Source organism: Pseudomonas sp. ANT_J12, from assembly GCF_008370045.1.
In the GTDB taxonomy this organism is placed as follows: domain Bacteria; phylum Pseudomonadota; class Gammaproteobacteria; order Pseudomonadales; family Pseudomonadaceae; genus Aquipseudomonas.
Map to the genome: position 1 here is coordinate 407,817 of NZ_VOBN01000003.1, position 21,724 is coordinate 429,540.

Annotated in this window: 21 protein-coding genes; 11 read left to right on the forward strand and 10 right to left on the reverse strand. The window is 62.0% G+C overall.

The window, feature by feature from the left end:
- Positions 1–20: 20 nt before the first annotated feature.
- The 3 genes from FQ192_RS10175 to FQ192_RS10185 are packed head-to-tail and all read right to left on the reverse strand — an operon-like array spanning position 21 to position 3,673.
- Positions 21–1,034, reverse strand: coding sequence for a DUF2955 domain-containing protein (locus FQ192_RS10175; protein ID WP_149658497.1), 1,014 nt, complete (start codon positions 1,032–1,034; stop codon positions 21–23).
- On the reverse strand, positions 1,024–2,163 hold the full coding sequence (locus FQ192_RS10180) for an HlyD family secretion protein (RefSeq protein ID WP_149658498.1): 1,140 nt from the start codon (positions 2,161–2,163) through the stop codon (positions 1,024–1,026). Before FQ192_RS10180 ends, FQ192_RS10175 begins: the two co-directional genes overlap by 11 nt.
- Positions 2,156–3,673 carry an efflux transporter outer membrane subunit gene (locus FQ192_RS10185; RefSeq protein WP_149658601.1) on the reverse strand — a complete coding sequence of 506 codons (1,518 nt, stop codon included), beginning with the start codon at positions 3,671–3,673 and terminating at the stop codon, positions 2,156–2,158. The genes FQ192_RS10180 and FQ192_RS10185 overlap by 8 nt, the downstream gene beginning before the upstream one ends.
- Before the next feature lie 179 nt (positions 3,674–3,852).
- Between FQ192_RS10185 and FQ192_RS10190 the strand changes: the two genes are divergently transcribed.
- From FQ192_RS10190 to FQ192_RS10200, 3 genes are read left to right on the forward strand one after another with little or no spacing between them, the layout of a single operon-like run.
- On the forward strand, positions 3,853–4,353 hold the full coding sequence (locus tag FQ192_RS10190; protein WP_149658499.1) for a transporter suffix domain-containing protein: 501 nt from the start codon (positions 3,853–3,855) through the stop codon (positions 4,351–4,353).
- Between the two features lie 24 nt (positions 4,354–4,377).
- The gene (yghX, locus tag FQ192_RS10195) at positions 4,378–5,271 is read left to right on the forward strand and encodes a YghX family hydrolase (RefSeq protein WP_149658500.1); all 894 of its coding nucleotides are present in this window, start codon (positions 4,378–4,380) and stop codon (positions 5,269–5,271) included.
- Between the two features lie 60 nt (positions 5,272–5,331).
- The gene (locus FQ192_RS10200; protein WP_149658501.1) at positions 5,332–6,120 is read left to right on the forward strand and encodes an alpha/beta hydrolase; all 789 of its coding nucleotides are present in this window, start codon (positions 5,332–5,334) and stop codon (positions 6,118–6,120) included.
- On the opposite strand, the gene FQ192_RS10205 is transcribed toward FQ192_RS10200, so the two are convergent.
- From FQ192_RS10205 to FQ192_RS10215, 3 genes are all read right to left on the reverse strand, one after another.
- Positions 6,115–6,477 carry a hypothetical protein gene (locus FQ192_RS10205; protein WP_149658502.1) on the reverse strand — a complete coding sequence of 121 codons (363 nt, stop codon included), beginning with the start codon at positions 6,475–6,477 and terminating at the stop codon, positions 6,115–6,117. The two genes, FQ192_RS10200 and FQ192_RS10205, sit on opposite strands and share 6 nt — an antisense overlap.
- Before the next feature lie 153 nt (positions 6,478–6,630).
- Positions 6,631–7,260 (reverse strand): PQQ-binding-like beta-propeller repeat protein, encoded by a 630-nt coding sequence (locus tag FQ192_RS10210; protein WP_149658503.1) that lies wholly within the window; start codon positions 7,258–7,260, stop codon positions 6,631–6,633.
- 35 nt (positions 7,261–7,295) lie between these two features.
- Entirely contained in the window at positions 7,296–8,507 is a 1,212-nt protein-coding gene (locus tag FQ192_RS10215) for a helix-turn-helix domain-containing protein (protein ID WP_149658504.1), read from the reverse strand.
- A gap of 90 nt (positions 8,508–8,597) precedes the next feature.
- On the opposite strand from FQ192_RS10215, the gene FQ192_RS10220 reads away from it, so the two are divergent.
- On the forward strand, positions 8,598–9,356 hold the full coding sequence (locus tag FQ192_RS10220) for a DUF899 domain-containing protein (RefSeq protein ID WP_178129069.1): 759 nt from the start codon (positions 8,598–8,600) through the stop codon (positions 9,354–9,356).
- A 157-nt stretch (positions 9,357–9,513) separates the two neighbouring features.
- Here the strand turns inward: FQ192_RS10220 and FQ192_RS10225 are convergent, their stop codons facing one another.
- Positions 9,514–10,431, reverse strand: a complete 918-nt coding sequence (locus tag FQ192_RS10225) for a LysR substrate-binding domain-containing protein (protein ID WP_149658506.1) — start codon at positions 10,429–10,431, stop codon at positions 9,514–9,516.
- 166 nt (positions 10,432–10,597) lie between these two features.
- On the opposite strand from FQ192_RS10225, the gene FQ192_RS10230 reads away from it, so the two are divergent.
- From FQ192_RS10230 to FQ192_RS10265, 7 genes are all read left to right on the forward strand, one after another.
- On the forward strand, positions 10,598–11,902 hold the full coding sequence (locus FQ192_RS10230; RefSeq protein ID WP_149658507.1) for an MFS transporter: 1,305 nt from the start codon (positions 10,598–10,600) through the stop codon (positions 11,900–11,902).
- Positions 11,903–11,924: 22 nt separating this feature from the next.
- Positions 11,925–13,151: a CaiB/BaiF CoA-transferase family protein gene (locus FQ192_RS10235; RefSeq protein WP_149658508.1), complete on the forward strand. Its 1,227-nt coding sequence runs from the start codon at positions 11,925–11,927 to the stop codon at positions 13,149–13,151.
- Positions 13,148–13,930 carry a methylmalonyl-CoA decarboxylase gene (scpB, locus tag FQ192_RS10240; RefSeq protein ID WP_149658509.1) on the forward strand — a complete coding sequence of 261 codons (783 nt, stop codon included), beginning with the start codon at positions 13,148–13,150 and terminating at the stop codon, positions 13,928–13,930. Before FQ192_RS10235 ends, scpB begins: the two co-directional genes overlap by 4 nt.
- 255 nt (positions 13,931–14,185) lie before the next feature.
- On the forward strand, positions 14,186–16,765 hold the full coding sequence (locus FQ192_RS10245) for an EAL domain-containing protein (protein WP_149658510.1): 2,580 nt from the start codon (positions 14,186–14,188) through the stop codon (positions 16,763–16,765).
- 447 nt (positions 16,766–17,212) lie between these two features.
- Positions 17,213–18,235: an AbrB family transcriptional regulator gene (locus tag FQ192_RS10255; protein ID WP_149658511.1), complete on the forward strand. Its 1,023-nt coding sequence runs from the start codon at positions 17,213–17,215 to the stop codon at positions 18,233–18,235.
- A gap of 60 nt (positions 18,236–18,295) precedes the next feature.
- A complete protein-coding gene (locus FQ192_RS10260) occupies positions 18,296–18,502 on the forward strand; it encodes a hypothetical protein (RefSeq protein ID WP_149658512.1) in 207 nt (68 codons plus the stop codon).
- A 92-nt stretch (positions 18,503–18,594) separates the two neighbouring features.
- Positions 18,595–19,209: a hypothetical protein gene (locus tag FQ192_RS10265; RefSeq protein WP_149658513.1), complete on the forward strand. Its 615-nt coding sequence runs from the start codon at positions 18,595–18,597 to the stop codon at positions 19,207–19,209.
- A 1,038-nt stretch (positions 19,210–20,247) separates the two neighbouring features.
- On the opposite strand, the gene FQ192_RS10270 is transcribed toward FQ192_RS10265, so the two are convergent.
- From FQ192_RS10270 to FQ192_RS34360, 3 genes are read right to left on the reverse strand one after another with little or no spacing between them, the layout of a single operon-like run.
- Positions 20,248–20,781 carry a lysis system i-spanin subunit Rz gene (locus FQ192_RS10270; RefSeq protein WP_149658514.1) on the reverse strand — a complete coding sequence of 178 codons (534 nt, stop codon included), beginning with the start codon at positions 20,779–20,781 and terminating at the stop codon, positions 20,248–20,250.
- Positions 20,778–21,203, reverse strand: a complete 426-nt coding sequence (locus tag FQ192_RS10275; protein ID WP_149658515.1) for a cell wall hydrolase — start codon at positions 21,201–21,203, stop codon at positions 20,778–20,780. Before FQ192_RS10275 ends, FQ192_RS10270 begins: the two co-directional genes overlap by 4 nt.
- A gap of 59 nt (positions 21,204–21,262) precedes the next feature.
- Positions 21,263–21,592 (reverse strand): phage tail protein, encoded by a 330-nt coding sequence (locus tag FQ192_RS34360; protein ID WP_149658602.1) that lies wholly within the window; start codon positions 21,590–21,592, stop codon positions 21,263–21,265.
- Positions 21,593–21,724: the final 132 nt, after the last annotated feature.

A 21,724-nucleotide genomic window follows, 5' to 3' on the forward strand; every position in this document is an offset into this window, starting at 1 on the left:
CTCCCTCGCCACAGAATCGCTTAGGCCTCTAGACGGCGCGGCTCAAGCACATGAACCATCCAGCACGCATACACCGTCACCCCGATAAACAACCCCATGCGCACCGCAAACGCGGTGTAGACGTCCTTGCCGGCGGCGCTGTCCTGCACCGACTGGCCCAGCAAAATGATCAGCGTGATCAGCGTATTGAGCCAGAACCCCGGGCTGAACCGGGTCGGGCTCAGGGCATAGAGTTTGCGCGCCAGCACCAGGCCGAACAGCAGCATCCACAGGAAGAACATCCACAGGTGCACGAACAGGCTCAGGGCGCACCAGAACAAGATCGCCAGCACACCGCCCAGTAGCGTCGAACCAAGCAACTCGCGCCCGGCGTTGCGCGCGGTGGTGGTGGAGCTTTGCTGACCGAGGCTGACCGCTTTGAGGATGATCGGCAGGTAGCTGGCCGGGTCAATCAGCGCCAGCAGGAACGCCGGCAATACGATCAGCGTGGCGCGCAACGCCACCCGGTCAATGTCTTCGGCGGCGAGTACCGGCGCGGCGGGTGACGGCGGCGCATTGGCTGGCTCGGGAAACAGCCCATGACTCAACGTCACCACCAGCACCGCTAGTAGCAAGCCCTTGACCAACGCGCCGATCACCATCGCCGCCAGTTCGAAACTGGCGGTGCCGGCCGCGGAAATCATGGTCAGGCCGATCACCAGAAAGGTCACGATCAGGTTATTGCCACCGCGCAGGCCAAAGCGAAACACCCCAAACAACCCGACACCAATCAGCAGCAATCCACTGGCCGGGTAATAGCGCAGCAACGGCAGCAACAACAGGCCGACGCCGGTGGTCAGCATCGCCACCACTGCCAGCACCACCCCGGCCTTGAACGGCAGCGGCTGATTGAGCGTGGCCAGGAACAGCAGCGCCAGCACGGGCGCGAGAAACGGAATCGGCAAGGCCAAGCCGAAACTGGCTGCGAGGCACAGCGCCGTGCCCGTGGCCAGACGCAGAGCACGCTGATCGCGAACCGTGCGCTTAGTAGGCATACGACAGCCAACTCATCACACTCAAGAACACCCGGCCGAGCGGGTTCAACGGATTGCCCGATGCCGGGAACGCCATGACTTCGGCCTGCCCGCCCGCGCGGATCGAACGGCTGTCGCGCAGGGCGTTCAAGGCGTCCTCATCGAACTCGATCACCACCGGAAAGCGCTGCGCCGGACGCAGCCAGTCGCGGCTGTTCTGCACGCTCGGCAAAGTGCCGGGCGTGGTCCCCGGGCCGACACTGACACCGTACCCGACACTGCGCACCCGGCCGCCGAACACTTCGCCGGGCAAGGCATCCAGCACAATGGCCACCCGCGTATCGGGTTTGACCAGGCCGAGGTTGTTCTCGGTCATGTCGGCACTGATCCACACGTCGTGGATCGCGATCAGGGTCATCACCGGGCTGCCGGCGGCGGCGAACTGGCCGACATCGGTGCGCAGGTCGGTGATCAGCCCGGCCGATCGCGCGCCGATGCGGGTGTTGGCCAAATCCAGTTCTGCTTTCGACAACGCGGTCGCGGCGCTACGCAGCACGGCGTTATCCGCCTCGCTGCCGCCCTCCTGCTCTTTGGCCCGCTGCACATCGGCTTCGGCGGCAGCGACCTGGCTGGAGGCCTGTTCGAGATTGGCCCGCGACACTTCCAGCAGGCGCACCGACACCGTGCCTTTATCGGCGCGGTACAAGCCTTCGAGCCGCTGATTATCCTGGCGTGTCTTGAGTTCATTGGCCTGGGCCGCGCGCAACGAGGCTTGCGCCGCAGCGATGCCGGCGGTGCTGGCGCCGATTTGGCGCCGGGTCGATTCGAGGTCGGCGCGGGCGCGGTCAACGGCGATCTGGTACGGCTGTGGATCGACCTCGAACAGAATGTCCCCGGCCCGCACGTCCTGGTTGTTGCGCACATTCACCCGGACCACCCGCCCCGCCACCTCCGAGGCCACCGGAATGACAAACGCCCCGACCCGCGCCTGCTGCGTGTAAGGCGTGAAGCGGTCCGCCAGCACGTACCAGGCGAGGCTGAGCAGGATCAGCAGCAACACCCACTTGATGCCTTTCCTGGCCGGATCGGCGGCCGGCGCTGACGCCTTTGCAACAGGCGCTTCGGTAGAGGGCGGCGCGACTTCACTCATGGTTGTTCACCTTGTCGGACGGGGTAAGACTGGATTCGTCGAGCAGGTCGCCCCAGTCCGTGCGTTTTTCCATTTGCTTTTGCGTGGTGCGATCGAGGATGGGCTGGGCGGCGTACCAGCCACCGCCGAGAGCCTTGTACAGGGCGATCAGATTACTGACGGCATTGCTGCGGCTGACCAGGTAATTGTCCTGTTGTTCAAGCAGCGCCCGTTGCGCATCCAGCACTCGCTGGAAGTCTGAAAAACCTTCGCTGTATTGCGCGCGGGCCAGCACCAGCGAGCGCTTAGCCGCCACCTCGGCCTGGCGCAGGATGCGTTCGCGCTCCAGGGATTGGCTCAAACCGCTGGCGGCATCGTCGGCTTCACGGGCGGCCTGGCGCACGGTGTCGCGATAGGACTCGATCAACTGCTGCAAACGCGCATCCTGGACCCGCACGTTGTTGCTGATCTGGCCGTGATCGAACAGGTTCCAGCGCAGGCTCGGGCCGCCGACAACGTCCAGGTTGTTCGGCGTGCCGCCCACGGAACTGGCGGTCCAGACGATGCTGCCGAGCAAGGTCAGCGACGGATAAAAATCACTCACGGCCACGCCGATCAGCGCCGATTGCGCGGCGACGTTCAGCTCAGCGGCGCGCACATCCGGGCGACGCAACAGCAGATTGGCCGGCACGTCCTGCAGCACGGCGCGGTCGAGCAGCGGGATCAGTTCTTCATTGGCCGTCACTTGCGGCAACTCACCCGGCGCCTGCCCGGTCAGCACCGACAGGGCATTGCGGGTGCGATGCAGTTGGTCTTCGAGGCTGGGGATGCTGGCCAGGGTGCCAAGGTATTGGGTCTTGGCCTGTTGCAGGTCGAGTTCGGCGGTCTGGCCGCTGGCGAACAGCTTGCGCGTAATCTCCAGGCTGCGCTTTTGCTGGTGGGTGTTGTCCCGGGCGACCCGCAGTCGTGCTTCGGTGGTGCGCAGGGAAAAGTAGGTGTCGGCCACCTGGGCGCGCAGCAGCACCAGCACGTCTTCGTAGTTGGCCTGGGCGGCGAAGTAGCTGGCATCCGAGGACTCGATGGCCCGACTGAAACGTCCCCAGAAGTCCAGCTCCCAACCGACATCGAAGCCTTCACTGAATTGCCAGAACCGGCTGTTCTTCGGGTTGCTGCCGCTGTACTGCCGGCGCTGCGCGTAAAGCAGATCGACACTGGCTTGCTGGAATTGCGGGTAACGCCCGGCCTGGGCAATGCCCAATTGTGCCCGGGCTTCCATGACCCGCAGGCCGGCGATTTTCAGGCTGGAATTGTGTGCATCCGCGTCGGTGATCAACTGGTCGAGCACCGGGTCATTGAACACTTGCCACCACTGGCGCAAGTCCGGGCTCGCGCCCCGCTCGCTGGATTGCTCCAGTGCCGGTGTGCTCCAGTGCTTGACCCATTCCTCGCCGGGCGGCTGAAAGTCGGGCCCCACGCGCGCGCAGCCGCCGAGGCCGAGCAGCAGCAGGAGCGGTCCCGACCGGATCAGCATGGCGGCACGTGAAGGCATGGATGGTTTCCCGGCCAAGGAAGATGACTGGAGCATAGTCGCCCGAAAGAAAATCGAGCGGCCGCAAACACGCTGCCGACTTGCTCACGTCTGCGAGTCAGCTGCTACGCTTTCCAAGGGCCCTTAAAACCACGGCGATCTGTCAAAAAGGTGCAACGCTCATGACCACCCAACCCCACTCCGCCGGCTGGCGCTTCAAACTGGGCATCGTGATTTTGTGTTTGATGCTGGGGTCATGGCTGATGGTGCCGCTCGCGGCGGCCGTCGGAGTGCCGGGCTCCAAGGTCGCGGCACTGACTGGCGTGCTGTTTATCAGTAACAAGGTCTTGCTGATCCTGGTCATCGCGGTCATGGGCAAGGCCGGGTTCCAGCAATTGAAGCGCAGCGTGTTCGGCTACGTGACGTCGCTGGCGCCTAGCGCGGAAACCGAAGTGGGCCCGGTTCGGCATCGTATCGGCCTGGTGATGTTCTGCCTGCCGCTGATTTCGGCGTTTCTCGAACCCTACGTCGACAGCATTTGGCCGGGGTTGCGGCCGAACCTGTGGCAACTTCAGTTACTGGGCGACCTGATGTTGATCGGCAGTTTTTTTGTATTGGGGGGCAACTTCTGGGACAAGGTACGCGCGCTGTTCATCCGCACTGCCAAAGTGGCCAATGCCTAGCAAGCATCGACAGGAAGCACGCCAATGAGCCGTCTGACCGCCAAAGACTTCGCCCCCGAGTTGCTGGAACTCTACGACTACTACGTGCATGGTCAGATCAACCGCCGCGAGTTCCTCGACCGCGCGGCGTTGTTCGCCCTGGGCGGCTTGACCGCGTCCGCCCTGCTCGCCGCCCTGAGCCCAAATTACGCCCTGGCCGAGCAAGTGGAATTCACCGACCCGGACATCCTCGCCGAGTACATCACCTACCCGTCACCCAAGGGCCACGGCCAGGTTCGTGGTTACCTGGTGCGCCCGGCGAAAGCCACGGGCAAGGTGCCGGCGGTGGTGGTTGTGCACGAGAACCGTGGGCTCAACCCGTACATCGAGGACGTCGCCCGACGCGTGGCCAAGGCCGGGTTCATCGCCCTCGCCCCGGATGGCCTGACCTCGGTCGGTGGCTACCCCGGCAACGACGACAAGGGCCGGGAGCTGCAACAGACCGTCGACCCGGAAAAACTCATGAACGATTTCTTCGCCGCCATCGAGTGGCTGATGAATCACGCGGCGGGCACCGGCAAAGTCGGCATCACCGGGTTCTGTTACGGCGGCGGTGTCGTCAATGCGGCGGCCGTGGCCTATCCAGAATTGGGCGCGGCGGTCTCTTTTTATGGTCGTCAGCCCGAGTCCAAAGACGTGCCACGAATCAAGGCACCACTGATGCTGCACTACGGCGAACTGGATACCCGCATCAACGAAGGCTGGCCGGCGTTCGAGCAAGCGCTGAAAGCCGCGGGAAAAACCTATGAAGCCTACCTTTACCCTGGGGTGAATCATGGATTTCATAACGACTCCACGCCTCGCTACGATGAGGCCGCCGCCAAGCTTGCGTGGGGCCGGACGCTGGAGTGGTTCAAGCGGTATTTACAGGGGACATAGACCCACGTAGGAGCCGCCGAAAGCTGCGATCTTTTGATCTGGCGTTGGACTAGACTGCGGTTGTCTCCCAGAAAAGTCAGCCTCATGTCACGAATCCTGGTGTACGTCCTCGTAGCGATTGCAGCCCTCTACCTGCTGCTCTGCGTGGCGTTGTTCGTGTTTCAGCGCGCGCTTATCTACTTCCCGCAACCCAGCGCCTACGCCACACCCGACAATGTGCTCACGCTGCCGGTAGCAGACGCGAACTTGCAGGTGTCGGTCCGCCCCCACGATGGCCCCAAGGCGTTGCTCTACTTCGGCGGCAATGCCGAGGATGTCTCGCAAAACCTGCCTTCGTTTTCCGCAGCCTTCCCGGATCAGGCGATCTACCTGTTGCACTACCGGGGCTTCGGCGGCAGTTCCGGGTCGCCCTCCGAGGAGGCCATTGCCCGTGATGCCCTGGATTTGTTTGACCGGGTTTACGCCGAACACCCGCAGGTGGCCGTGGTCGGTCGCAGCCTCGGCACTGGCGTTGCCATTCGCCTGGCCAGCCAACGCCCGGCGGCGCGGCTGATCCTGGTTACGCCCTACAACAGCCTGCTGGAACTCGGCATCCGCCAGTACCCGATGTTTCCGGTGAAGTGGTTGTTGAAGGACACGTTTGATTCGGCGAAATACGCGGCGCACATCAGCGTGCCGACCCTGTTGATCGCGGCGGAACATGACGAAGTGATCCCCCGTTCAAGCACGGTGCGGCTCTATGGCCAATTCATCCAGGGTGTGGCGTCGATGAAGGTGATTGCGGGGGTGGGGCACAATTCCATTTCTGAAAGCCCCGAGTACCTCAAGTTGATCGGCGCCGGGTTATGAACGGCGTCGCGCCAGGCGTTGCAGCCAATTTCCGCCGTTGACGCGCTGACATTGTTCTTCTGAGTCGAACTGCACATGAGCCGCTACAGGGCTGACGAGCACCTGCGCTTCATCGAGTGCGGTGGCCGTCAGCGCGACCATGCGCTCGCCCTGCCCGCTGGCCAGCGCCTGGTCCTTCTGCGCCTCGGTATCGAACACCCCGATCACCCGCAAACTGGAAGGGAACACGCTGTAATCGACCTCATGGGTCAGCCAGCAGAAACCGACGATTTCTGCTTTGGCCGTCTCGCACGCGTCAGTCAAAGTGGCGACCAGGCGACGTTCGATGTGGGTTTGGTCGCGTTTGCTTAAAGCCATGGGTGGATCCTTGTGACTGGCGAGAGGAAGCGCCAATCATACGAAATTTCACCCACATGAAATCGTCAAAGATCGCAGCCTTCGGTTGGAATGCATTTCCCCTGTAGGCGCTGCCGAAGGCTGCGATCTTTTGATCTTAAAACAGCGCACGACTCACTTCGGCCGACGCACCGCCCGCACCTTGCCGCTGCCTCCGCCGCCGCAGAAAAACTGATCAGCGCCATCGGACTCAAGCCCGGAAACACCGACGCCCGCCGGCATCGTCACGCTTTCCAGCACGTCCCCGGTGGCCGGGTCGACCCGGCGCAACTCGCTCTCGTCGCCTTCCCAGGTGCCATGCCACAGCGCGCCTTCGACCCAGGTCACCCCGGTAACAAACCGGTTGGATTCGAGGGTGCGCAGAATCTTCCCGGTCTCGGGGTCGATCTGATGGATCTTGCGGTCTCGGTATTCCCCGACCCACAGCGTGCCTTCCGCCCAGGTCAGGCCCGAGTCGCTGCTGCCGGGGGCGGGGATGGTGTGGAGCACGCGGCCGGTCTTGGGGTCGATTTTCTGGATGCGGTCGGCGGCGATCTGGAACAGGTGCTCGCCATCGAACGCGGTGCCGGCGTCGGCGCTGACATCGATCGAGCGCACGGTCTCGCCGCTGGCCGGGTCGAGGGCGTTGAGTTTTTCGCCGCTGGCGAACCACACATGCTGGCCGTCCCAGCTCACGCCATGCACGGCGTCGACACCGGCAAAGGGTCCATATTCACGGATGATTTCGGCTGCTGAGTGTTTCATGAGGTGTTCCTCGTCACGGGGTTGGTGAGGTGATCCTAAGCACTGGGCAACGGCGCCGTGAGTAACAAAGTCGTCGCGAAACCCGGCACTGGCGGTGTCATCCAGCGCCGCGCCCGTCCGCGCCCGAACGACTGCACCTTGCCGTCCGCCGCCAGGGTATCGAGGATTCGCTGCACTGTGCGCTGGCTGGTGCCGAGGGCCAACGCCAGGGCCGAGCTGGACCAGGATTCACCGTCGGCGAGGAAGGCGAACACCGTGGCGTATTTTTCTTCGACAGGTTGTGCCAGCAGCACCACATCCTGCGCCACCAACTCAAAGCCGCGCGGTGTGGCGATCACGCTGGCCAAAGGTTCAAGGGCCGCGCGCAAACGCCCGACTTCAACGCGCAATCGGGCGCGATGGGACTCGTCACTGAGTTTCAGGCGAAAGGCATGGGCAATCAGGGCTTCTCTCGACACGTCGGCAGGCCAGGCTTCGGCCAGGGCCCGGGCGATGGCGAACAACACCGGGCGCGTGCCCAGCGCCATCGACATGCCGGCGCCGCACACGCTGTAACGGCACGCGTCCACCACCAGCGCGGTTGAAGCGAGCAAGGCTTCAACCTCGTCCAGCAACAAGGGGCGCTCCTGGCCATGGGCAATCAACCGGGCGACCGGGGTGTTCAACAGGTTGATCGCGTGTTCGACTTCGGCGGATAACGCGGGGATCGCGGCATGCCGTGCGGCCTCTTGCGCCCGGGTCAGCGCCGCCCGCGCCGACTGTGATTGCACGCGACGCATGGCGATCCCGGCCACCACCAATTCATGCACCGTGCGCAAGGCCGGCGGCAGTGGCGCGGGGTCGATTACGCTGAGTTGTTGCTGAGCGTCATCCAATTGCCCAATCAACAGCAGGCGCCGGATCGCCAGATAGCGCGCATGGGCGGCGTTGACGCCGTCGCCGTGGGCCTCAAGCGTCACCCGCGCCATGTCGAGTTGCTTGACGGGCCAACCGAGGTCCCGCGAGGCCAGCGCGATCTCGGCCTCGGCGACCACACAGCGCGCTCGCGCCAGGCTTTCCTTCGGCCCGAAGGCCCGCGCCGCCCGTTGCACCAGCGTCCTGGCCAACACCAGGTCACCGATCTGCGCCATCGCAATGCCGCGCAGTGCCAGCGCTGCCGCATCGTCGCGCAAGGCCACGCGGTTCAGGGCGCCGAGGGGATCACCCGCCGCCAGCGCCCGCGCCGCCGCCGTGATCAGCGCATCCATCTGAATCGCGCCACATTTGTCACTCCCATCGTCCGAAGTCCCGAATTTAGTCTATCTCACGATGACTGACCGCGATGGGAGGCAAGCATGATGAACAAGCACACGATCGGTACACGAGAACAATGGCTGGCTGCGCGCCTGGATTTGCTCAAGGCCGAGAAGGCCCTGACCCGCCGCAGCGATGAACTCGCCCGACAACGTCAGGCGCTGCCCTGGGTGCGGGTCGACAAGGCGTACCGTTTCGACACTGAGCACGGTCCGGCTATGCTGGACGCGCTGTTCGACGGTCGCTCGCAACTATTGGTCTATCACTTCATGTTCGGCCCCGATTACACGGCGGGCTGCCCGTCCTGCTCGGCGATTGCCGATGGGTTTGACGGCATCGTCACGCACCTGGCGCACCACGACGTGACGCTGATGGCCGTGTCCCGCGCACCGTTGGCGAAACTGCTGGCGTACCGGCAGCGGATGGGCTGGACGTTTCCCTGGGCGTCGGCGCCTGACAGCGATTTCACGGCTGATTTCAATGTGTCGTTCACCGAGGCGCAGCAGCGTGAAGGAACGATCGAATACAACTATCAACGCGGTGGGCATGCGATGGATGAATCGCAGGTGCCGGAACCTGTCGCGCAGTTCGCGGCGACCTGTGGCACCGATGCGCCCACCTATTCGCGGGACCGGCCGGGGTTGAGTGCGTTTGTGCGTGAGGACGGCGTGATTTATCACACCTATTCCACCTATGCCCGTGGGCTGGACGGGTTGTGGGGGATGTATCAGTGGCTGGATCGGGCGCCGTTGGGCAGGCATGAACAAGGGCCTTGGTGGCGGCGGCATGATGAGTACAGTTGATCAGGGATTTTTGGTGTCTGGGCTGACGTCTTCGCGGGCAAGCCTCGCTCCTACAGGGTTTTGCGGTGTTCGAAAATTTCGCGGCCACCACAAAACCTGTAGGAGCGAGGCTTGCCCGCGAAGAGGCCCTCAAACACACACAAAAACCCACGGCTTATCACCGCCCATCCGCCCAACCCGGCTGGCGCCCAAACCCGTCGAACAATTCAAAAATGGTCGCCTTGACCTTCTGCACCGCATTGCTCTGCACTGCCGTGTCATGCCAGCACAACGACAACTCCCGGGTGAACAGTCGATGGTCGATCCTGGCCAGTTTCAACTTGTGCTGTTCCAGCTCGGCATGCGCCGCCGCCCACGGCAGGATGGTCACGCCGAGCCGGGCCTTGACCGCCGCGAACAGCAGGTCGGTGGAGTTGGCTTCAAACTCTACCTCACAGTGCAGGCCAGCCTCCTGAAACGCTGACTCGACCCGACTGCGAATCGTATTCGGCGCACAGGGCAGCACCAGCGGCATCTTCGCCAAGGCCTCAATCGATACCGGGCCATCAGGCAATGAAAATTCCGGCCACGCCACCAGGTACAGCGTTTCAGTCAGCAGCCGCTGCGACACCACGCCCCGGCTTTCGGCCACATCGACGTTCACCGCCAACGCCACGCGCCCTAAGGTGATCAGGCCGCCGAGTTCGGCGCTGGGCGCATCGATCAACTCCAGTTTGATCCCCGGATATCGACTGCGAATGGTCCGCGCCAGTGGGATTGCCAACATCCGCGCGGTACTCGACGGCATGCCCACCGAGACCTTGCCTTGGGGAAATTCGGCGTCCTGGCGCAGCAGTTCCTGAGTGCCGTCGGCCTGACGCAGCAGTTCGACGGCATGCCGATAGAGCGTGCGCCCCGCCGCCGTCGGCACCACGCCGTGGACACTGCGGTCGAGCAATTGCATGCCCATGTCCTGCTCCAGATTGCGCATCTGCTGGCTGATCGCAGGCTGGGCGATGTGCAGGGCTTCACTGGCGCGGGTGATGTTGCCGCACTCGACCACCTTAATGAAATAACGCAGTTGGCGCAGGTCCATGAGCCTCTCCAAAGCCATCGGATTTTCCGTTGGGACCAGAGGAATATCATATTTTAAGTTTATGAGATACCGCGCCTAGACTCGTCTCACAACAAACGAAGCGCCACCGGCCGCCACTGCCGCGTCGCGCTTCCATAGGCCTGAAAAAGGCCACTGGGAGATCGCCATGTCTAGCGCAATGACTGCATCTGCAACACGGGAAAAACCGATCAAGACGCCGCTAAGCCGCGAGCAGATTCGCGGCTTCTGGACGGTCTACCTGGGCTGGGTCCTGGATGGCGTCGACTCCGTGATCTTCGCCCTCGTGCTGATCCCGGCCATGACCGAGTTGCTGCCCAACTCCGGCATCACCGCCACCCCCGCCAATATCGCCATGTACGGGTCCTTGCTGTTCGGGTTGTTCCTGATCGGCTGGGGCCTCTCGTTCATCTGGGGACCGTTGGCCGACCGCTTTGGGCGGGTGAAGATGCTGGCCGCGAGCATCCTGGTGTACTCGCTGTTTACCGGCGCGGCGGCATTCTCCGAGAACATCTGGCAACTGGCGGCGTTTCGGCTGATTGCCGGGATCGGCGTTGGCGGCGAGTGGGCACTGGCGGGCACCTACGTCGCCGAGTGCTGGCCGGAAGACCGACGCAAGATGGGCGCGGGCTACCTGCAAACCGGCTACTACCTGGGCTTCTTTATTGCTGCGTTGCTCAACTATACGGTCGGCGCCACGTATGGCTGGCGGGTGATGTTCCTGTGCGGGCTGTTCCCGGCGTTCGTGGCGATTTATACCGCGCTCAAAGTCAAAGAGCCGCGCAAAGTGATCATCGAAGCCACAGGGCCGAAAGTGCATAGCTCCTGGCTGGAGATCTTCGCTCCGGCGTTTCGTCGTCGCACGCTCACCAGCTCAGCCTTGGTCGGTGTCGCCATCGTCGGGTTGTGGGCCGGTTCGGTGTACGAAGCCACCGCCGTAGTCACCCTGGCGACCCGCGCCGGCATCGACCACGTCGGCGCCGTGCACCTGGCCTCCATCGGGGCGGCGATCCTGTCCCTGAGCACCATCCTCGGCTGCCTGATCGCGCCATGGCTGGCGGAGCGCGTCGGACGGCGCAAGGCGCTGGGCATCTACTTCGCCGGGATGGCCGCCTCGATCGTCGTCGCGTTCGGCTGGGTGTTCTACATGGACGATGGCCTGCACCTGTTCATGGTGTCGCTGGTGTTCCTCGGTTTCTTCGGCGGCAACTTCGCGATCTTCTCTCTGTGGCTGCCCGAGCAATACCCGACCCGCATTCGCGCCACCGCATTCGCCTTCAACGCCTCGGTCGGGCGCTTTATCGGCGCCGGGGTCAACTTCCTGCTGGCGGCCGCGATCCACTGGCACGGTTCCCTCGGTGCGCCCATCGCCTGGACAGCCGCCGCGTTTGTCGCCGGCATCCTGATCCTGCCGTTTGCCGTGGAAACCCGCGACCAGACCTTGCCGCAATAGATTTCATTCACCGGAGAATCCCATGCAAGCTTTGCAAGGCATCAAGATTGTCGACCTGAGCCGCGCACTCTCGGGGCCGTTTTGCACCATGGTGCTGGCCGACCTCGGCGCCGACGTGATCAAGATCGAGCCCGGCCCGAGCGGCGACATGAGCCGCACCTGGGGCCCGTTCGACCGTGGCGTCAGCACTTATTACCTCTCGTGCAACCGCAACAAACGCGGGATGTGCATCGACTTCCGCCACCCCGAAGGCCTGGCCACGATCCAGCGCCTGATCGACGATGCCGACGTGGTGATCGAGAACTTCAAACCCGGCACGCTGGAGAGCATGGGCCTCGGTTACGACGTGCTCAGTGCGCGCAATCCACGGCTGATTCTCGGCAGCATCAACGCGTTCGGTGCCGACGGGCCGATGAGCCGTTGGCCGGGTTTCGACCAGATCGCCCAAGGCTATTCGGGACTGATGAGCCTGACCGGTTTTGTCGACGGCGACCCGACCCGCACCGGCACCGCGATTGGCGATCTGACCTCGGGCATGTGGCTGGTGACGGCGGTGTTGGCCGCCCTGCTGGAGCGCTCGACGACCGGGCGCGGCCAGCATGTCAGCACCTCGTTGCTGGCCAGTCTGGTCGGGTTATTGAGTGTGCACGGCCAGCGTTATCTCAGCCTCGGCGACGTGCCGCGCCGCACCGGCAATGCGCATTCAGTGATCGCGCCGTATGGCGTGTTCCAGACGCTGGACGGCCCGCTGAATCTGGCACCCATCACCTCGGCCATGTGGGGCCGCTTGTGCGTGTTGCTCGACTTGCCGTCGCTGCCGGACGATCCGCGTTTCGCCAGCAATGAGGCGCGGGTCGAGCGTCGGGAAGAATTGAAAGCGATCCTCGAAAGCCGTCTGAAAACCCGCAGCAAACACGCGTGGACTGAGCTGTTTATCGAAGCCGGCCTGCCCGCTGGCCCGATCAACACCCTCGACGAAGTATTCGACGACCCGCAAGTGCTGCACAGCCAACTGACCGAAACCGTTACGCATCCGACCCTCGGCGCCGTGCGCCAAGTGGTGACGCCGGTGTTCAGCGCCACCGACAGCGCCGCCAGCCGCCCACCGCCGCTGCTCGGCGAACACACCCTTGAAGTGCTGCGCGAGGCGGGTTTCGATAACGCTTCGATCAACGCACTGCTCGCCGCCAACGTGGTGTTCCAGGACACCAACGATTCACCCACACACGCCACAGGAACTGCCCAATGAATTCGACCGTTACCGTCAACCAGATCGATGAGCGCATCGCCCGACTGGTCTTCAGCAACCCCACTCACCGCAACGCCCTCAGCGCGCAACTGCTGAACGCCCTCGACGAAAACCTCGTCGCCCTCGCCGCCCGACGCATCCCCGTGGTGATTCTCGGCGGCGAAGTCGGGCAACCGGTGTGGAGCGCCGGCCACGATATTCGCGAACTGCAACATGACCGCGACCCCATTGCCTACGGCAAGCCCCTCGAACAAGTGCTGCGCCGAATTCGCGCCTACCACGGCGTGGTCATTGCGCTGATCTCAGGTTCCGTGTGGGGCGGCGCGGTGGATCTGGCCATGAGTTGCGACCTGGTGGTAGCCGATCACAGCGCCAGTTTCGCCATGACCCCGGTGAACATCGGCTTGCCGTACACCACCAGCGGCTTGCTGCGGTTCTTCAATAATTTACCGGTTCATGTGCTCAAGGAAATGTTCTTCACCGCGCAGAAACTCGATGCCCAGCGGGCCGAACGCTTCGGCGTGATTAATCGACTGGTCGATAGCGCTGAACTGGAAGCGACGGCGCTGGACATGGCCCAAGGCATCGCCGCCAAGGCACCGCTGGCGGTGGCCGCGGTGAAGGAGCAATTGCGGATTCTGGAAGACCTGCAACCGCTGCCGGTGCAGGCGATGGAGCAGATTGCCGAGTTGCGACGACAGGCGTGTGAGAGTGCCGATTTTGGCGAAGGGCTGGCGGCGTTTGCCGAGCGCAGGGGGGCGGTGTTTAGCGGGCAATAAATCAGGCGTCGGGTTTCGCGGTGTCCGAAAATTTCGCGGCCACCACAAAACCCGTAGGAGCAAGGCTTGCCCGCGAAGACGCCCGCCCAAACACCACCCACCCCAAGGACGTTCCCGACGTTCTGCCCCACGCTGCCTATACTCACGCCCATAGATTCATCACCGACCGTCGCGGATGACTGGATCGCTGACCAGCCTGAGCCGTGCAACCGTCCTGGCTAGCCAGACGCCGTGACATGGATCAAGGACGAGTCAATGGACGTTTCAGCCTATACAGCCTCGGTCCCCTCCCGGCAGAGCTCGGTGACCCGGCGCCTGGCGTTTGCCATGGGCATTCTGTTTATCGTCGGCGTCTGCATGGTGGTGATCGCGCTGTTCAGCATCGCCACCGGCCTCGACAACGAAGACATCAACGACACCCGGTTCTACACCGCCCGCGCCCTGGAAAACCGCATCACCGCGTCAAAAAACTACATCACCAGCTATGCCTACTGGACGTCGGCTTACGATCATTTGAACGGTGAAGTCGACACCGACTGGGCGTACGTCGAGCAGAACATAGGCAAAACGCTGTTCGGCAACGATGGCTACGAAGGCGTGTTCGTACTTGATCGGGCGCACACCAAATACGCCGTGATTCGGGGGCAGATGCTCCAGGCGGATTTTTCCGGTTACGTGACGGCGTCAGCCGCGACGCTGATCGATCAGGTTCAGAGCCAGGAAGATCTGACCAAACCGGTGAGCCTGTACACGATGTTCGAAGGTTCGCCCGCGTTGTTGACGGCCGAGGCGATCATGCCGAATGACGCACGGCCGATTGAGGATCCGAAAACCACCTCCGTACTGGTGTTCGTCGACCAACTGACCACCGCCAAACTTCACACCTTGGGCACCAGTTATGGCCTGGCGGATTTGACCCTCGCCCCCGATGCCACCTTCACCAAAGACCAGCCGCAAGTCTCGCTTGAAGGCACCGGCTACAGCCTGACTGCCCAGCTCGATGAGCCCGGAAAGCACTTGTTATGGTCGTTGCTGCCAACCCTGGGCGGGACGTTGGTGGTGCTGATGCTGCTCACCGCTTATTTCTTTCGGTATGCGTTGCGTTCATCGCGCTACGTCGACAGCAGCTATGAGGTGTTGCAAGCCTCCAACCAGGCACTGGAAAGCGCCAACCACGCGTTGGAGGCCAGCGAAGAACGGTTTCGCGCGGTGGCCGAAGCCGCGTCCGACTGGATCTGGGAAATCGATCAACACCAATACATCACCTACCTGTCCGGACGCTTCAGCGCCGTGACCGGGTTCTCCGATCAGCAGTGGCTGGGGCAAAACATCGAACAATTGCTATATTGCGACACCACGCCGCTGGCTCTCTGGCTGAATAAACTGACCGAGGAAACCAGTGTCAGCGACTTGCGATGCACCTATCGCGATGAAACCGGGCAACAGCGTTACTGCCGGGTGTCCGCCCGGCCAATCTTCGACAACCAGCGGGTCATCGGCTACCGGGGCACGGCCAGCGACATCACCGACGAAGTCGCCGCCCACGCGCAAATCCAGCATCTGTCGATGCATGACGCCCTGACCGGGTTGCCCAACCGCAACAAACTCGCGCGCTACCTGGAAGAGGCGTTGCTGCTCAAGGAACACTCGGCGCCGCTGACGTTGTTGATGCTCGACCTGGACAACTTCAAGCCGATCAACGATTCACTCGGCCATCCCGCCGGCGACGCGGTGTTGCAGGAAGTCGGCGTGCGCTTGCGCGAGTGCACCCGCGACCATGACATCGTCGCCCGGCTGGGCGGTGATGAGTTTGTCGTGGTGGTGCACGGCATGAACAGCCACAGCGAGATCGACAAGTTCTGCACCCGCCTGATCGAAAGCCTGCACCGGCCCATCCCCTATGAACACCATGCGCTGCACATCGGCGCCAGCCTGGGCATTGCCCTCAGTCGGCGCCAGGGTTACGTGCCCAGCGAATTGATCCGCTGTGCCGATATTGCCCTGTACAAGGCCAAGTCCGAGGGTAAAAACACCTGGTGCTATTTCGAAGCGCACATGAGCGACCAGATCCAGCAACGGCGCCAATTGGAAGATGACCTGCGGCAGGCGGTCCTGAACAATCAGTTTGTGTTGCACTACCAGCCGCGCTACAAGGTCGATGGCAAGCACATCGTCTCGGTGGAAGCGCTGGTCCGCTGGCAGCATCCGACCCAAGGCCTGCTCGGCCCGGACCTGTTCATCCCGTTGGCCGAGCAAACCGACCTGATCGTGCCACTGGGCCGTTGGGTGCTGCGCGAAGCCTGTGAAACCGCCCTGACCTGGCCGGAGGACATCCTGCTGTCGGTCAACTTGTCTCCCGCACAATTCGCCCGCAGCGACGTGGTGGAGGACGTGCGCGAAGTGCTGGTCGAGACCCGCTTCCCGGCCAGTCGCCTGGAACTGGAAATCACTGAAAACGTGATGCTCAACGACATCGACGGCGCCCTCACCACCATGAACGCCCTCAAGGAACTGGGCGTGCGCTTGAACATGGACGACTTCGGCACCGGCTATTCCTCGCTGGGCTACCTGCGCGCCTACCCGTTCGACGGCATCAAGATCGATAAACGCTTTATCGCCTCCATGGGCAGCGGCGGCAACGACCGCGCGGTGGTCCAGGCCATCATCAGCCTGGGCAAAGCCATGGGCCTGACCGTGACCGCCGAAGGGGTCGAAACCGCTGAACAACTGGACATCCTCGGCGCCGACCAATGCCACGAGGTGCAAGGCTTCTACATGAGCCGCCCGGTCGATAAGGTGGCGTTCAGCAAATTGCTGAGCCAGTCCCGCTCCTGAAAAGGATTAGCACAAGGTGCCTCTCACATCGTGATGGTCTCCCACCCGAAAACCGTTGCCGACCTGATCGAGGCTGCAGCGAAGGCTCAATGATTGGGATCGTGAAGTTGAATGTTCAGGCGGTGTTTGAGCGCGGAACGTGTGTGTTTTTGCTGGCCTCTTCGCGGGCAAGCCTCGCTCCTACAGAGAATATGTGTCGATCATCCATCCCTGTAGGAGCGAGGCTTGCCCGCGAAGAGGCCCTGAACATCACCAAAAAACCTCTGCAAGCCTCAAGACAGCAACCTCCAGCACAAAAATGACATTTCGTCGGACAATCGAATTGTAAAAAAGAATTTCAAGAATCAGCCGCAGTCCATGGATGACCGTGCTTGACGCTGCACGCGGTAAATGGGAGAACGTACATGGTTTGAAACATTGGGTAACAACTAGACTCAAGGACGACTCATGAAAACCCTCCTGTGTTTGCTGATCGCCACGGGCGTCGGCGCGGCGCTGCAATATGCCGGCGTTCCCCATGGCCTGCTGCTCGGCTCGATACTCGCAACAGCGTTGATCGTCAGCAACCTGAACGTTGCGCCCATCCTGCCCTTGGGCCTCGGTTACGTCCAAGTGGTACTGGGAATCGCCACTGGCCTGATGTTCAAGGCTTGGGACAGTCACACCGCTGCGGCCCTGTTGCCGAGCCTGGGATTTTTGTTTCTGTGCCTGGCCGTGCAAATCAGCGTGGCCGGTTTCTGGCTGCTCAAGGTGTCGGGCTGGAACCTCAAGGACTCACTGCTGGCCGTCTACCCCGGTGCCCTCGCTGCGGTGTTCGACTTGCTGGAGTCCGAGCGGGCGTCCAGCAAAGTGATCGTCGTGCACCTGGTACGCCTGCTGTCGATCACCGTGCTGGTCAGTTTCCTCATCCCGGCGCAAACCAGCCTGGTCCTCGCCGAAGACACCCCGCTGGTCGCGAGCACCCTGCTGACCGTGCTGTCGCTGATCGCCGTGTGCATCGGGGTCGGTCGCCTGCTGCTACGCATTGGCGTCCCGGCACCGTTCATGCTGACCGCCATTGTCGCCACGGGTGCCTACGTCAAGCTGGGTTGGCTGGCTGAATTCCAGATGCCGGCGTGGAGCGTCAATTTCGCCACGGTCATCCTCGGCGTGCTGATCGGCTCGAAATTCAAGGACATTTCCCTGGCAGACCTTGTACGCCATGGCCGGTCCGGGGTGATGTCCGTCGCCCTGATGATCCTCATCGCCGCCGCCTTTGCCGTGGTGGCCTCGCGGGTATTGGGCAGCGATCCGTTGTCGCTGTGGATGGCCTACATGCCCGGCGCCATCGAAACCATCGCCATCGTCGCGTTTAGTGGCGGGCTGAATGTGGTGTTTATCCTGACCCATCATCTGGTGCGCATGGTGATGCTGCACTTTGCCCCGGCGGTGCTCGTCCAGGCGCGACGCTGGCGCGAGAGTGAACTGTAGAAATCTCGAACTCCGGCGATATCAGCACCTCCAATGATTAGGTCAATGGAGGTATGCGAAATGAGCGATGAATCGAAAGCAATGCCCACCGATACGTCGGGCAAACCGGTCAATGTGGTTGAACGGGATCTTGAGGACGGGGATAGCGACACCCGAGGCGTGGACGAAACCCTTACGCCCTCCTCCACCCGGGTTAAAGAACAGGATGCCGAGGAGCTGCAGCGCAAAATTGACGAGATTGAGCGCAAAGTGGCGGACGGCAACTAGATAGAACGCCCGCCTGTGGCGAGGGAGCAAGCTCCCTCGCCACAGGTTTACTCAGCCGCCACAGCGAAAATTAGAAGGATCGAAGGTAAGCAGTGAGTTTTTTCAGTCGTTTCAAAGCCCTCGCAAGGCCAGCCCCCAAAGAACAGGTCGTCGGGTATTCCCGGGACGAATTGAAGGTGGTTTTTAGCGAGCCACTGGCACGCCTTACGGCTGACTCTCCGCCAGCGGTATCGCTGGAGAACATCGATGTCCCGGCCTACTACTGTTCGTTTTTAATCGACAAGGAAGACGCCCACCATTTCTGGGCGCTTGTGGAGTCTGCCTTCAGCTACGAGACGCAGAAGCCGTTCAACGATGCCCTCGTCAAGCAATACGCGAGCACCGAAAAAAACCATCGCCTGCTCTGTCTCACCTCCGACGAAGCCTTCAACTCCACCACCGTGCGGCTGGTGACAAATAGCCTCGATTTCCTCGACAGCATTCGTCGTGAACGTTTCGCCGTGCCTCCGCCATGGGTCGCGTTCGAGGGGTACAACCCTGCGTGGTGGGGCGGCGCGATGCAAGGGATGAACGGGTACTACAACGACAGCTACTTCCTGCCGTTTTTCACTGGTTTGAGCACAGCAGAAAAGCACGACTATTTCGCCAGGTACGCGGCGACTGACGAGTGGATTAGCCAGCTAGAGTTGATGTACGGCGACGAATAACCCGAAATCCACCCACAAAAATGCCCGCTCACCGTCACCGGTTCAGCGGGCTTTTTTGTTCTCACACTGGAGAGATCGTGGCCAAGGCACCAATCAAGACAGTCAGCACCAGAAACCCACCCAGGAAAAACGCCATCTTAGCCATAAGGCCTCCTACTACTTGAGTTTGCGGCGCAACAGGCGCAGTGAGATGTGTTGATCACAGGCGGCCGGGCCGGTGAGGCATTGTGGGACTGTGGCTGATCTCGTTATAGATGCAGATGGCGCGAGAAAATACGGATCAGATCACCGCGCCCTGTGTAGGAGCGAAGCTTGCTCGCGAAAGCGGTGTGTCCGTCGAAATCGATGTCGGATGTGCCGCCGCTTTCGCGAGCAAGCTTTGCTCCTACAGGTTGGGGTAAATCCCGGGCAAAGAAAACCCGCTGACCATCGCTGATTCAGCGGGCTCTCTCGCCGTTTACATCACTTCACGTCGAACCGATCCAGGTTCATCATCTTGGCGGGCCCACTTGCAGCCCTTGAAGTACGCGGTTTACAGGGCGCTTAGAAAACCCAGTTGGGGCCTGATAGGCTCCAATGGGTTCTGCAATGCCAGCTTTATGACAGCATTTAAACCACCCCTCCTCCGGCGTCCTGCCGACCGTATACCCCACCAAAACCTACAGCTCGTCGCATCACAATCGCTCACCGGCTGCACCTCGATTACTGTATATGCAAACAGCACTCAGCAAGGCATGCCCGTGGAACCCCTTTATATAGAAGATACCGACGACTGGCTCGGTACCCCGACTTCTCTCGAAACCTGCCGGCACCAACTCAGGATGTACGAAAACGAATTCGAAATGCTCACCCTCAAGCTCGATCGGGCACTTGAAAATATAGAGGGCTTGGTTCGTGACAATGACGCGCTCACCCAGGAGAGAAACTCTCTCAGGGCAAGGCTTCAGTACGCCGAGGGGGATTTACTGAGCGAAAGGCGCAGTTTTGCAGACGTGGCACACCAGAGAGACCATCTCTTCCAAGAAAATCAGCGCCTTCTCAGGGGTGCGCGGGATCGTGAGAGCTGACCGCTTTCACATACGCCTGGCACGCCCGCAGAGCGATCACGGCGTTATCCCCGTCGTCGGTGATGGCGATAATTCGTTGAGCATGCGCTGGGTCAAGTCGGGCACGCGCTCTTCCATGAACCACGCCGCCGGCTTCGGCACCGGCTGGCACTGCACCGCCACCGGTTGAATCCGCAGCGTCGAGGAGGACTGACAGCCGCAAATCAGAAGTAGCAAGGCGATCGCGCAGGCGAGCCTGATTGGTTTGTGCATCGGTCAGTTCCTGGTGGTGGGTTTGGTCGCTGGCTGAGAGCCGCTGCTCCAGCGCCAGGCGCTTGTCCTGATCGGCGCGCACCTGGCCTGCGGCCGCGTTGCTGATGGCAGTCAGATCGTCCTGATGCAAGCCAGCCTGTTCGGCGAGCTGCTTGCCGTAGCGCCAGTCCTGCACCTTCCAGGTGCCGCCTGCGGTGATCAGCAGCAGCGCCAGCATCCCGGCCAGCGCCACCTTCAGCCCAAACGGGCTCATGGCACACCCTTGAAAAAGACATGGCCACCGATAGCCACCGTCTGCTTGGCTTTGGCCGCCCAGGCCGGGGCCTTCTTCATCGCGGTCGCGTAGTAGTGAGTCGCGCCGCCGGTTGGATCAGGGACCTTGCCGTCGATCACCTGGTCTGCGGCGATCCGTGCCTGGGCCAACTCGCGGAACGGGATCTGCTTCGCGCCTGACAGGTACGCGAAGTTCGGATCGTTCTTGTTCCAGCAACTGAACTGGTACGGCGCCTGGCACACGCCAGCGTAACCCTCACCCCACCATGATTTGTCCTTGCCATCGTTGACGCGGTTGCGGATGGTGCAAGCCACGGCGACCTGGCCGGCCAAGCTCTCGCCTCGGGCCTCGCCCCACAATGTGCGGGCGAGGATGTCGCGGTCTTTTTCGGTTACAGGCATGACTTTTCTCCAGGCAAAAAAACACCCGCTCGATGGCGGGTGCTCGAAATATTGTGGTTTCAGCTGAGTTCGGAGGATCGCCCAGCGGGCGCTGCGTCGATATCAGGTACTGCAGGCGTCGCCGGCCAGACCGGGGCCGCGTGCCAAGTGGGCTGCGCGGTGACCTTGCCGAGCGAAAACTTGTAGGACTTCCAGGCCTTGAGGCTGATCAGCAGCCCATCCTGTTCGGCCATGTCGTCGTCGGTGGCTTCCCCGGCATCGATACCGTAACCGATGGTTTCGATACGGTCCTGGATGCGCAGGATCTGAACGGCGGCGGCAGAGTTTCGAGCGGCAAGTTCCGCCTTCATCTTCGACAAATGATCAGCCAGAGCTGTGGCGTCCTTCATTTCCTGAGTGACCAGCTTTGACCAGTCGATAATCCCCGGCACGGTGTGGGCCGGAATTTCGAACTCTGGTGGTTCGACCCCTTCCAAGGGCAATGGCCGGGGGAACGCAACAACACCGTCAGGGACATTGAC